Below are 14438 nucleotides of genomic sequence, written 5' to 3' on the forward strand. Positions count from 1 at the left end.
ATGAAAAGAATAACATATATATGTGCAATACTTCTGTCGTCTGTATTGATGTTTTCGTGTAGTGACTATCTGGAAGCTCCGCCCTCTGTCGATTTGGATGAAGACGGTGTCTTTGCCGACAGGACTTTGACAGAACAATACATAACAGGCATCTATGCAGAAGGTATGCCGCTGGGGTTCTCGATGGGAAGTAGCGGGATCGACCGTAAATTGTGTGCAACCTCAACCCTGGCAGGAGCGTGTGATGAAGCCGAACAAGGTGCAAACTGGGGGAAGGGCAATGCCTCGTGGAACGTGGACAATCATAACAACAGCAGCATAGACTGGGATGAAGACCCCCGTCACAACACCCGTTGGCAGACATTACGAAAATGCAATATCGTGCTTGAACGTATTGACGAAGTGCCCGATGATCCGGGAGACGTTGATTTTAAGACACGTTCCAGAGGCGAAGCCTATTTTATGCGGGCTTTGGTCTTCTGGGAAGGAGTATATAGATATGGTGGACTGCCTATAATACACCGTAGAATAAATCCGTCGGAAGATGGTAAACTACCCCGTAATACATTTTCCGATTGTGTAGACTCCATTCTTGTCGATTGTGACCGGGCTGCCTCCATATTACCGGACTATTATACGAATTCGATATTGGTGGGACGGGCAAACAGGATAGCTGCCTTAGCCCTCAAATCCAGAGTACTCCTGTATGCGGCGAGTCCTTTGTTCAATACCGACGATCCGTACCTTCCTTTAAGTGGAAATAATGACCTGATAGGATATGGAAACTATAGTAAAGAACGCTGGAATGAAGCTGCTAAAGCAGCCAAGGCAGCCATTACCGCTGTTGAATCTTCTGGCTATTATGACTTGTACGATGAGGGAACACCTGAAACAAATTACGAACATGTGTGGACTGCTCCCGATAACAAAGAAATAATTCTGGCCAACAAAAAATATCGGAATTTCACAACAAGCAGTCATCCCATAACAAGCAATATACCGGCATGGGCGGGAAGTAGTTGGAGCGACGGCGGTCTTTTTACAACCTTCAATTTCGTGCGTTTCTATGAGAAAAAAGACGGGAACCAACAAACATGGAATATGGATGGTGGCGATGATCTGCTTGAAAAGTACGACGAACTGGACCCTCGTTTTGCGCAAACCATTGCAGCACATGGAGCTAACTGGAATACAGAGATTGGAATTCTTAATTTTCTGCCCGGTGGAGCCCACAATGTAGCCAATGATAAAACGAAACACCTGGTTCGCAAATGGGTACCTCGCGTACTAAGAGCAACGGCTCCGCGCAACTCCACTAATATGGACTGGATTGTCTTCCGGGTAGCCGAACTCTATCTGAATTATGCAGAAGCTTTGAATGAATATTATGAAACTCCCCCGAAAGAAGCATTCGATGCAGTCCTGAAAGTTCGTGAACGCTCCGGAATGCCGGGCTTTCCTTCCACTTTGAATAAAAAGCAGTTCAGGGAGAAACTGCGAAGAGAACGAGCCGTGGAACTGGCTTATGAAGATCATCGTTTCTGGGATATAAGACGTTGGCTGATAGCCGATGATGAAGGTGTTATGAAAGGTGCCATGTATGGATTGCAGCTCTCCGCTGTTACAGGAGCACCGGGTAAAGTACATTACAAACCTTATGTCTTTGAAAACAGATTATGGAGTGACCGTTCTTATTTACATCCTATCAAGCAGACCGAAATAGATAAAGGGTATATGCTTCAGAATCCGGGATGGTAAATATGTTCAATCAACTAAAAATAAAAGGTATGACAATAATAAACAGTATATACAAAGGGAAGCGTTATGCTATACTTTTGACTACTATTCTCACTTTTTATGCTCCCGTTTTGTTTGCTCAACACATAGCCGATTCTGCACTTGTAGAAGTCGCCTATGGGCAACAACCGGAATGGAGGCGAACAAGTGCCATTTCTTCCATACGTGGGGAAGATTTGCTGAAAACTACTTCCGCAAGCTTGGGAAATAGTCTGCAAGGACAGCTTCCCGGACTAACATTGTTGCAACAAAGCGGAGAGCCCGGCTATGATTTCTCTATCGCGAATCTCTACCTCCGGGGACGTACTTCCTATGCAAGCGGACAAAAAATGCTGGTATATGTCGACGGTTTCGAAGCCCCGATTGAAAGTCTGTCCACTGCGGAAATCGAGTCTGTAACATTATTGAAAGACGCTTCGGCTCTGGCTTTATATGGTATGCGTGGTGCAAATGGTGTTTTATTGGTGACAACCAAGAAAGGATGCGTTTCCGCTCCGCAAGTCAGTATCCGTTTACAAACGGGAATACAACAACCGTTGGGCGTTCCCGATCCTATCAATGCGTATGATTATGCCACCTTATACAATCAGGCGCGTGTGAATGACGGATTGCCTCGTTTATACACTCCAGAGGAATTGAATGCCTATCAGAACAACACCGATCCTTACTTTTACCCCAATGTAAACTGGAAAAAGGCCATTTTGAATAATACAGCTCCTTTGAGTATGGCTGATTTAAGTTTTAAAGGAGGAGGAGATGTGGTGCAATACTATGTAATGATGAATCTTTTGCAGAACATTGGTTTCTACAAAGACACCGATAAAAAACGCCGGGAAAACTCGAATGCCTATTATGCGAGCTTTAATTTCAGGTCTAATTTGAATATCCAGATAAGCAAACACCTGTCTACCGGACTCAATTTTAGCGGGAGTGTAGGTAATCGCTCTATTCCCGGAGGCAGCAGTTCTGCCAACGGACTTTTGGGAGCGATATGGAGAACAGCTCCGAATGCATTTCCGGTGTACAACCCCGACGGATCGTATGGAGGAAATGCCGCTTTTACCAACCCGGTCGGTAATATCGTCAGCAGAGGGCTTTATAAAGAAAACAGCCGGACTTTCCAACTGATTTTTATGCCTAAATACGACCTGGAGAAACTGACAAAGGGATTAAGTGTCAGTGCCGGTATTGCCTACAACAACTATATGGCGGATTCATCTATAAAGAATCAGAATTATGCCCGTTATTCTCTTTCCAAAGGAGCAGGGGGAGAGGTGCTATATACACCCTACGGCGCTGATTCTCCTTTGGAATCCGATGAAGGATTCCGTACTGACTGGAGCCGTCTGAACTTTAAGGCACAGTTGGATTATGATCGCGTTTTCAAGCAACATCAACTCACTGCCAGCATCTTTTTCCTGTCTGATTTATATCAGAAATATGGAAGTCGTGATGACATTAAATACTTGAATTATGCAGGGCGGGTAACTTACTCTTATAATCAAAAATACATAGGAGAATTTGCAGCTTCATATACAGGTTGTGATGATTATGCTCCTGGAAAAAGATATGGATTCTTTCCCGCTTTCTCCGCCGGATGGATACTGTCGAAAGAAAACTTCATGAAAAATATCAACTGGGTTGAATATTTGAAACTAAGAGCATCTATCGGACTGGTTGGAAACAATCAGAATGAGAACGGACGTTATCTGTTCGACCAGACTTATAGCAGTAACGGCTCCTATTTTTTAGGTACAGGGTCGTCATCAACAGGCGGGTTTCGGGCAGATATGATTGCCAATCCCGATATTAGTTGGGAGAAGGAACGTGTATTCAATATTGGATTGGATGCAGTTTTACTGAAAGGGCTGTCGGTAGAATTCGATTATTTCCATAAAGAAAGATATGATATCCTGTCACAGCCGTATTCCACTATTCCCGGATTTGTTGGAGCCTCTTATGGCGACATATTGCCTTATATGAATGTAGGTAAAGTAAAGAATCAAGGTTTCGAGGGTACGATCAGGTACGAAAGCAGTCTTAAAAACAACTTCAACTATTACGTTGAAACATCGGCGTGGTATGCAAAGAATGAAATTGTCGATATGGCGGAAGAAGTGAAACTCTACGATTATCAATATCGTAAAGGACGTTCCGTGAATACTCCTTTTGTACTTGTTGCTGACGGACTGTATCAGGAGAGTGATTTCGATTCGAATGGAAGTCTGAAGTCACATTTACCGGTACCGCAGTTTGGAGAAGTAAACCCCGGTGATATAAAATATATCGATAAAAATGGTGATGGAGTAGTCGATTCCAATGACTCCTATCCTGTGGGATATTCTAATATTCCGGAGTGGAATTATGCTTTGAAAATAGGCTTTGAATGGAAAGGGATAGACGTTGAGGCTTTATTTCATGGCGTTGCCAATAGAGACATCTATTTGAGCGGGCCGTTGGCTTATTCCTTTACCGACAATGGCTCTGCTTCAAAACTGGCTCTCGACAGCTGGACACCGGAGAATCCCAATGCTTCTTATCCCCGTTTGTCTACCCGGACATTTGAAAACAATTACCGGATATCTACATATTGGAAAAGAAACGGAAACTACTTCAGAATGAAGAATATCCGGATTGGATATACCTTCCCCCAGTCAATAGCAAGAGCGATAAAATTGTCCAGATTGTATGTGTATGCTAATGCGAGCAATCTTTTCACCGTGAGTCATCTTGACGGATTGGCCGACCCGGAAAGCAGTTCTTTGATTACATATCCGTTGACACGTTCCTACAACCTGGGAATAAAAATTGATTTTTAATAGGTAAGAACAAAAATATAATAATTATGAAATACCCAATAGGTTTATCTATCATATTGAATGCTCTTGCTGCTATCAGCATATTGTCCGGATGCAGTGATTATCTGGACAGAGAGTATGATTCGTTTATCGACAACGAGATGACCTTTACTTCCTATGAACGTACAAGCAAATTTCTAGTCAATGCTTATCGGTATCTGCCTGATGGTTTCAACCGTATCGGTTCCGAAGCTATGTTGGATGCCGCTACCGATGATGCCGAACATGCTAATGCCTCCTGCAACATCCAGCACTTCAACACCGGAGCCTGGAATTCAAGGTCCAATCCGGATGATTTGTGGAATAAGTATTACGCAGGAATTCGCATAGCGAATGAATTTATAGAAAATGTAGACAGAGTGAATCTGGATAAATACAGACTCGATCCGGATAATCAGAATGAATATCAGAACCGTCTGAATGACTTGAAAACATGGAAATATGAGGCCCGTTTTTTAAGAGCGTTTTTCCATTTCGAGCTGGTGAAACGTTTCGGACCTGTACCTGTGATTACTTCTACACTATCCGTCAATGCGGATTATTCGGAGACTCCACGCCCGTCTATGGACGATTGCATCTCATTCATCTCCAGCGAATGTGATAAGGTAGCCGAAGTGCTCGATTTAACTCCGGGACGAGGAATCGATTCGGATTTGGGACGTGCAACGAAGGGAGCCGCATTGGCTTTGAAAAGCAGAGTTTTATTGTATGCGGCCAGTCCCTTGTATCTGGACTGGCAGAATTTTTCGGAAAGCGATCTTCCTTCCGATATGGAGAAATGGAAAGCTGCGGCACAGGCTGCGAAAGACGTAATTGATCTGGGCATATATTCGTTGTATGGCAGTTATGCCACTTTATTCAAGAATAACTTTCAGAATTCCGAGTTTATTCTGATGCGTCGTTATGGAAACAATTCCGACTTTGAAAAATACAACTTTCCTGTCAGTTATGGTGGGGTAGGCGGCATCAATCCTTCGTTGAATCTGGTAGACTCTTATGAAATGAAAGATGGCAGCTATTTTAGTTGGGAGAATGAGGAAAATGCCGTTCGTCCGCAATTCTACCGGGATGACAGGTTGAATGCTACCATTCTGCTGAATGATTCCGTTTGGAAAAGCACGGCGGTAGAGAATTGGGACGGTGGAAAAGACGGTCTGGGCGTTACCAATGCAACCAAAACCGGATTCTATCTGAAAAAATACCTCAATGAAGATGTGAATATCCAAACCGGCGGAGGAAGTCAGGGACATATCTGGCCGTTGTTTCGTTTAGCGGAGATTTACCTGAATTATGCGGAAGCCTTGAACGAATACGATCCCGAAAATGCGGATATAGCAGAATACGTCAATCGAGTGCGCAGCCGTGCCGGACAACCGAATCTGCCTTCCGGATTGACGCAGGACGAAATGCGTGAGCGTATCCGGCGTGAACGTCGTGTCGAACTGGCATTTGAGGAGCATCGTTCGTGGGATGTAAGACGGTGGAAGATTGCGCAAGAAACACTCGGAGGAGATTTGCTAGGTCTTGAAATCACCCGTAAGAATCAGGCTCGAAGAGCTGTTACCCGGAATTCCGTAATACCGGCTAACGAAGTTCCGGAAGGATGGCATTATTACGATGGAGACGAATTCAATGATTTGGTCATAAACAACTCATATTGGGGACAGTATGGAAGCGACACTCCGGTAGGAAACTCCCAGTATGGACAACCCACCGGAAATATCCAGACTTATCGTAAAAAACAGATTACGATTGAGAAAGGGAGTGGCGGATTGAGCTTTGCCCGGATAACAGCCACCAAGGACGACAATCCACCGGCTCCGACATTAAGCACTGCCAGTACGAGAGAAGGATGGTGGTCGGGAGCTTTGTCCAGCCGGGATACCGACAAATATGGTTATCAGGGGAAATATTACCCTCTGCATTCCCGCATTGAGATTCGTGCAAAAATACCTTATATATATGGTATATGGATGGGACCGTGGTGTCGTCATTATGCAGGAGCCAGTGTTGCGGAACTTGACATCGAAGAGTTTTTCGTCAAGGAATTTGAGAATACGGCTTCACCCCGCCGGCTTAGCCAGGCTTTACATTTGCATGATAATAAAACAGGCAATCTGGGAATCAACGTGAATGGGTACGGACGACATACAGTGCTTGATTTTGATCCGGGAGCAGACTTCCATACGTATGGCGTTCAGGTAGATCCGGACCCGGTTTCTCCGGATAAGCATGCTATCATCAGCTACCTGTTGGATGGTAAAGTAACCAATACATTCAAGACGATTGACTATGATGACAGATATAATACATTTATAACCAAAGCAATAGCGGAGGGAAGAGAAAAGCGAACCTGGGACATTGCGATAACCGGACAAATCGGAGGAAAGAATGAAAATGGTATCGGCTATCCCGAAGACAGGAATGCCAATTTGAGAAACGTTTCGATGGATGTAGATTGGGTACGTGTATTTACCCGGGATGAAACAGAACCAGAGATTCCTGAAAAGCCGGAATATCCCGTCGAGAAGTTTGATTATTCCCGTGCTGTGGTAGAAAAGAGAGTGTTTGATTCTAAAATGTATTGGTATCCCATACCTGAAAGTGAGATTCTGCAGTTGAAGAACTGGAAACAGAATCCGGGTTGGTAAATCATTAAAAAGAAATATCATGTTGAAAATAAAGATTCTAATAATCATATTTTGCTGTATCGGGGTGGTGAAAGCCCAAACCGTTATTCCTCCTTCATCAGAAACCCCTCCCGGATGGATTTATTACGATGGAGACGAGTTTAACGGAGATGTGATTGACTCCCGGTATTGGGGAATATATGGTTCCCAAAAAGTGGGGCGACCCACCTATAATCAGGAAAATAAAGCCATGCTTCAGACATACCGTCCGGAGCAGGTCTTTATCGAAACCCTTCCTACAGGAGAGAAGATTTGTCGAATTCACTCATTCAAAAGTAAAGATGCGCCCAGTCCCGTTCATCCCAGTGTGAAGAGCAAGACCGGATGGTGGTCGGGAGCGCTGTCCAGCAGAGATTCCGATACGGAGAAATATTATCCTCTTTTCTGCCGCATAGAGATCAAAGCCAAAGTCCCATATCTATATGGGCTTTGGAATGCACTTTGGTTGAGGCATTATAAAGGAGCTGGAGTAGCCGAAATAGATATACTGGAGTTTTTTACCAAAGCTTTCGGGGAAAATCCTTATCCGGCCAAAGCGAATCAAACCTTGCATTTGTTCAATTCGGAAACGCAAAAGTTGGGAATCAATCTACCCAAAGGTCAGATACGATATACTGAAATCGGAGACGATAAGCCGGGAGATAATTTCCATGTATATGCGGTTCAGATAGATCCCGATCCTGTTGATAACAATCATGCCATCATTACGTTTCTGATAGATAATAAAGTCAATTACCAGATACATACCCGTACACAGTTGGGGGATGCATATACTGATTTTATCACTAAGGCTCGTAAAGAGAATCGGCTGGACAGAGTTTGGGATATTGCTATCACCGGGCAGGTAGGAGCATTTGACAAGTTGGATGTCGGCTATCCTGCGGAGGAATTGCAGCAATTTGATTTCGATATTGATTGGATAAGAGTTTATGTTCGCGATCCGCATACCCGGATCGTCGGAAATAGTAAACTACCTCATACTCCGGAAGCGGATTCATTTGTTAAAGATTTGCTCTCACGGATGACTGTGGAAGAGAAGATCGGCCAGTTATCCCAATACGTAGGCCGTACCCTTCTAACCGGTCCTGAATCAGAATATTTGAGCGATTCATTGATAGCACGCGGACTTGTAGGTTCTGTTTTGAATATATCCGGTGCAAAGACATTGCGTGATTTGCAGGAAAAGAATATGCGTTATTCCCGGATAAAGATACCGATTCTTTTTGGGATGGACGTGATTCATGGATATAAGACAATCTTTCCGACTCCTTTGGCGGAATCGTGTAGTTGGGATTTAGCAGCGATCGAACGAGCTGCCAAGATTGCTGCGATTGAATCCTCGGCAGCCGGACTACATTGGACGTTCGCTCCTATGGTCGACATCGCAAGAGACGCCCGTTGGGGCAGGGTAGTGGAAGGAGCAGGAGAAGACACCTACCTGGGAAGTGAAATAGCCAAAGCAAGAGTGAATGGTTTTCAGTGGAATCTTTGGGAGAATAATTCAGTATTGGCATGTGCAAAGCATTGGGTAGCTTACGGACTTCCCCAGGCGGGAAGAGATTATGCTCCGGTGGATATGTCGGAACGGACTTTGTTTGATACTTATCTACCTCCTTTTAAGGCTTGCATTGATGCGGGAGTACTTACTTTTATGAGTGCTTTCAATGATATAAATGGTATTCCTGCGTCCGCACATCCGTTCCTGCTCAAAGACTTATTGAGAGGGCAATGGAATTTCAATGGTTTTGTGGTAAGCGATTGGGAAGCAGTGAAGCAGCTGGTGGCGCAGGGAGTGGCGGAAGACGATAAAGACGCTACCCGTCTGGCTTTCAATTCCGGCATCGACATGGATATGACAGATGGGCTCTATAATAAATACATGAAAGAACTGATAGAAGCCGGTAAAATCAGTATGGAAGATGTCGACAATTCCGTCAGTCGGATTCTGCATATCAAATATGCTTTGGGACTGTTTGTTGATCCATATAAATTCTGTAATGAAGAATACGAATCGCAGACAATCATGAAAAAAGAATTTCTGGATGCAGCACTGGACATGGCTCATAAATCGGCTGTCCTGCTGAAGAATGACAATCATACATTACCGCTGGCAAAAAATGTCCGTTCCATTGCCGTGGTAGGTCCGCTGGCCGATAATCAGACCGAACTGCTGGGCTCGTGGAGAGCAAGAGGGGAAGATCGCCATGTGACGACTGTATTGCAGGGCATAAAGAACAAAATCGGCGGTAACAAAACGAAAGTTGGATATGCCCGTGGTTGCGATTTTGACGGAGAAGATAAGTCAGGATTCAAAGAAGCAGTGAAATTGGCTTCCAAAAGTGATATGGTGATTGCCGTTGTCGGTGAAAAAGCTTTGATGAGTGGCGAATCGAGAAGCCGTGCCCAACTGGATTTGCCGGGTGTGCAGGAAGAATTGATAAAAGAACTGGTTGCCACAGGGAAACCCGTTGTCGTCGTATTGATGAATGGGCGTCCGCTGTCTATCGAATGGGTGGACAAGAACGTATCGGCCATTCTCGAAACCTGGTTTTTAGGTACTTCTGCAGGAACCGCTATTGCTGATATACTGTTCGGTGATTATAATCCTTCCGGAAGATTGACCATTTCTTTTCCACGGGTAGAGGGACAAGTACCGGTTTACTATAACTATAAGAAATCCGGACGTCCGGGAGATATGCCCCATTCCTCAACCACCCGGCATATCGATGTTCCGAATGCTCCGCTCTATCCTTTTGGTTACGGTTTGAGTTATACCACATTCAGTTATTCAGTTCCGCAGAGCACCCAAAAAGAATATACGCGACAGGAGACCATCTCCGTTTCGGTGACAGTAACCAATACCGGAGACAGAGATGGCGAAGAGACTGTGCAACTGTATGTGAATGATAAAGTTGCTTCTGTTGTGCGTCCGGTAAAGGAGTTGAAGGCATTCAAGAAAATATTCCTGAAAGCGGGGGAGTCAAAGACCGTTCAGTTTGACATTTCTCCTTTAGCTTTAGGCTTTTATGATGCTGCCATGAACTATGTGGTAGAACCCGGTGAATTTGAAATTATGACCGGCTGCAACAGTAATGATTTACAAACCATATCGGTCAAACTAATAAATTAGAAGGAGGAACCGTTCTATGAGAAATTGGATAATTGTATTTTTTGTCATCTTTGCCGCTCGGCTTTCTGCACATGACGGTGACAGTATAAAGATCACACACGGTCCTTACCTGTGTGATATGAGTACCGACGGCGTGACAGTGGTATGGACTACAAACAAACCTGCTCTTTCGTGGGTGGAAGTGGCGCCTGCCGGTGAAGATCATTTCTATGGGAAGGAACGTCCGCGATATTACGATACGGAGTCCGGACGTAAGCGGGCCAATGATACAATCCACCGTGTACGCATCAAACATTTGGAACCCGGCAGGGAATACAGATACCGGATTTTTTCGAGAGAAGTTGTCTCTTGGCCTTCGAGTGACTGGGTAACTTATGGATTGATTGCTGCTTCAAATGTATACAAGCAAGAACCTTTCAGATTCAGAACTTTCGACGACCGGAAGAAAGAAATTTCCTTTCTGGTATTAAATGATATTCACGGGCGGAGTGACTATATGAAGTCTCTGTGTCGGGAAGTAGATTTCAAATCTCTTGATTTCGTTTTGCTTAATGGAGATATGTCGTCATGGGTAGAGGGGCAGGAGCAGATATGTAAAGATTATATTGATGCTTGTGTCGAATTGTTTGCGTCCGAAGTGCCTATTGTTTTCAATCGGGGAAACCATGAAACACGTGGAGTTTATTCCGATGCGTTGATAAAGTATTTTCCTACGTCTACCGGAACTTTTTATTATCGTTTCAACATAGGTAAGGTTTGTTTTCTTGTTCTTGATTCCGGTGAAGATAAGCCGGATTCGGATTTGGAGTATGCCGGTATTGCCGACTATGACAATTATCGAGAAGAAGAAACCCTATGGTTGCGGAGTGTGGTGGAAGAAAACGATTTTAAGCAATCATCCCTTCGGATCGCATTCCTGCACATCCCGCCGACGATAGGCAATTGGCATGGAAACTATCATTTGCAGCAAACCTTGTTGCCCGTTTTAAATACGGCTGGAATTGATCTGATGTTATCCGGACACACTCATAAATATTATTTCCGTGAATCAGAACCCGATAAAGCCAACTTTCCCATCCTTGTCAATGATAATAACAGCTATCTGCTTTGTAAGATAAAAGATGGAAAAATGGTGATTGATGTGGTAGGAGCGAATGGAAAAGACAAGAAGCAACATCAGTTTGATGTGAAATTTTAGTCAAATACCATTAGATTCCAATAGTATAGTTATTTATAATTTAATGTAATCATGAAGATGAAAACTATAATAAAATTATTATTTGTATTTTCGTTGCCATTTATTTTCTGTCGTTGTGCCGACGACGGGATACACTATGAACGGGAAATCAATGTTCCCGAAGGTATCTATCTGACGGGGAGTGCGTCCCAATTCTCGGTAGAGGCAATCAATGGTAAAATGAATGTGATAAAAGAGGGCACTTTGGTCGCATTGAACACATGGCTGACATCCAGCGGAGATTTTTATATCTCTTTAGTCGGACCGGATGGGCAACCCGTTTATTATGGGCAGGGAGCGCTTTTGCAAAACGACAACAGTGAGGTGTCAACTTATTCTTTGGCTCCTGGAACCGGCGGTTTCAGAGTAATGGAAGATGGATTGTATCAGCTAATTGTGAATCCTTTATTGAAACAGGTTAATATTGTTCCATTCAATTTCCGTTTGACGAGTAAATTCGAACTGACAGAAGACGGTGAAAACGAACTCTTTCTTCAAAAACCGTCTTACGACCATATTAACCATGTGGCTACCTGGGTGTCCAGTGGCGGGTTAGAAGTGATATTACCGGCAGAGTTTTCGTTTAATTATACCGATAATACGTCTTTTGATGTGAAGGAAACAGATACGGAGAAATATACATTCTCTTCTATGTACACCGGAACGGGAGGAAGTATAAAAATGAATGTTTTAACTGAAGAATATGCCGAACTAACCAACCAGTCGCAAGTGCAGCTCAATCTTAAAAACAAAGGTGAGTATAAAGTAACGCTTCAATATGAAGTCTTGACAGGAAAATTCTTTGCGAAGATGACGGGCAATGAGATCATAGAACCCGAACCGGAGGGGTATCCGGAGAAACTATATATGATTGGAGATGAATTTGGAAACTGGAATTGGAATTCGACAAATGTGGTAGAGATGGCCCCTGTGGGACAGCTTGGCAATGGTGCATTCTGGACTATCAAGTATTTCAATGCTGGTCAGGGAATTAAATGGGCATCGGAAAAATCTGATGCGGAAAGTTTTGCCTCTTTGGGTACAAATGTCAATTATGTTGTAGGCAGTAACGGAAGAGCGACGGTAGAAACAAGCGGCCTGTATTTGGTATATGTAGATATGAACCGTAATCTTATAGCTTTTGAGAAACCTGCCGTTTATGGAATAGGTGAGTGTTTTGACGGACAGGAAGTATCGTTCGATCTTTCCGGGCAGAATTTCTCTGCTGTCACTACAACACAAGGCAATCTTCAGATGTATGCAACTTCCGACTATAACAATAGAGACTGGAACACTATGGAATTCAACATCTATAATGGACAAATCTATTATCGTGGTGTAGGTGCTGCACTGGAACCGGTTCCTGTTGCTTCTAATATACCAATAGAACTTGATTTCTCTCAAGATAGAGGTAAAATAGCTGTGACTTTTGCCTCTCCAAGTGATGTCCCCTCAACAGCGAAGGCTATTTATATGGTTGGCGATGAATTTGGAAACATGAATTGGGGCTCGGATGGGGTTATCTCATTAGATAAGGTTTGGAACAGTGCCGACCGATGGATACATATTAATTATTTCAATGCCGGAACTAAACTTCGTTTCTCTACATCCAAGATATTTGGTGATGGAGAGTTTACCGGACTGACTAATAATGTGGGCTTCGAAATCTCTGACGAAGGACTGGTGGTTATCCCCCAAAGTGGTACTTATATCATTTTCGTTGATTTAGGTTCGAAGACCATCTCCATCCAAAAGCCTGTAATCTATGGGTATGGAACGGCAGCCGGAGGAAACAACGAAAAGATCTTGCCTTTTACGGAAAGTAGCGACGGGAAAACATTCTCTGTTACTTTACCTAATGGAGGACGTTTCAGAATACATCCTTATATTCCTGCTTTTGATAATCTTAATCCTTCATTTGGTGCTTGGAAACGCGAATATGCTGTTAATCCGGAGACTCTTGAAATCTATTTGCGTAAAGAGGGCATGGATGAACCGAACAAAGATTATGTATGGGCTGCCAACACTATAATAACTCTTGATTTCAGGGCAGCGAAAGGAACGATAGTAGTTCCTTAGCCCGGTCTGCTCCAAGAAAAATTGTAGCTGATTATATTTTTATATCACTTTTACCCTCACACCCTCACACCTTCGTTCAATCCCTTTATTCATCGTGGTTGCAAGGTGTGAGGGAACGTGTGGCAGTAGGGTGAGGGTAAAAAGTTACCCTCACCCTATTTAATTTTAGTTTTACTTTTAATTTATTGATTTATAGTGAAATATACTTCTGTTTGGATGTAAACAACTAATCTCATATCTCACTATTTTGATCCTTTTTCTATCATATAAATGCCGAAAGTGTGTCATTAGTATCTGCTTTTGAAGTACCGTCTCTTATTCTATATTCTTTCATCAATTATAGGTTAATACCTAATGATCTTTCTGTAAACTCTTAATGCTTCTTATGGGCTCACTATAGTAGATAGACTTGTTTACAGTAGTGAGCTTGTTTGTCTACATTTGATAGCTTATTTGTTCACATTGGTGAGCCCTTACTAATCACTAAGCGAGAATGTATACTATTCTCGAACATTTCCGTTCTGCACTCTGTAATCTGAAAAAAGGAGGTATTGACCTAAGTTTAAATAAATGGGTTGAGTTGGTGAGTCTTTGTACTACAGATTTTTCCCTTACAGGCATCTTCTTGCTTTTTCCTTTTTCGCCTT

Annotated in this window: 6 protein-coding genes; all 6 read left to right on the forward strand. The window is 43.3% G+C overall.

Annotated features, from left to right (window positions below; translation table 11 throughout):
- The 6 genes from BSCG_RS03890 to BSCG_RS03870 are packed head-to-tail and all read left to right on the forward strand — an operon-like array spanning position 1 to position 13791.
- A complete protein-coding gene (locus tag BSCG_RS03890; protein WP_032849776.1) occupies positions 1 to 1758 on the forward strand; it encodes a RagB/SusD family nutrient uptake outer membrane protein in 1758 nt (585 codons plus the stop codon).
- A gap of 29 nt (positions 1759 to 1787) precedes the next feature.
- Positions 1788 to 4616 carry a SusC/RagA family TonB-linked outer membrane protein gene (locus tag BSCG_RS03885; protein WP_008025350.1) on the forward strand — a complete coding sequence of 943 codons (2829 nt, stop codon included), beginning with the start codon at positions 1788 to 1790 and terminating at the stop codon, positions 4614 to 4616.
- 26 nt (positions 4617 to 4642) lie between these two features.
- On the forward strand, positions 4643 to 7306 hold the full coding sequence (locus BSCG_RS03880; protein ID WP_008025349.1) for a RagB/SusD family nutrient uptake outer membrane protein: 2664 nt from the start codon (positions 4643 to 4645) through the stop codon (positions 7304 to 7306).
- 19 nt (positions 7307 to 7325) lie between these two features.
- On the forward strand, positions 7326 to 10475 hold the full coding sequence (locus BSCG_RS0127975; RefSeq protein ID WP_032849773.1) for a glycoside hydrolase family 3 N-terminal domain-containing protein: 3150 nt from the start codon (positions 7326 to 7328) through the stop codon (positions 10473 to 10475).
- A gap of 16 nt (positions 10476 to 10491) precedes the next feature.
- A complete protein-coding gene (locus BSCG_RS03875) occupies positions 10492 to 11673 on the forward strand; it encodes a metallophosphoesterase (protein WP_004296678.1) in 1182 nt (393 codons plus the stop codon).
- A 57-nt stretch (positions 11674 to 11730) separates the two neighbouring features.
- A complete protein-coding gene (locus tag BSCG_RS03870) occupies positions 11731 to 13791 on the forward strand; it encodes a SusF/SusE family outer membrane protein (protein ID WP_241762172.1) in 2061 nt (686 codons plus the stop codon).
- Positions 13792 to 14438: the final 647 nt, after the last annotated feature.

Source organism: Bacteroides sp. 2_2_4 (genome assembly GCF_000157055.1).
Taxonomy (GTDB): Bacteria; Bacteroidota; Bacteroidia; order Bacteroidales; family Bacteroidaceae; genus Bacteroides; species Bacteroides ovatus.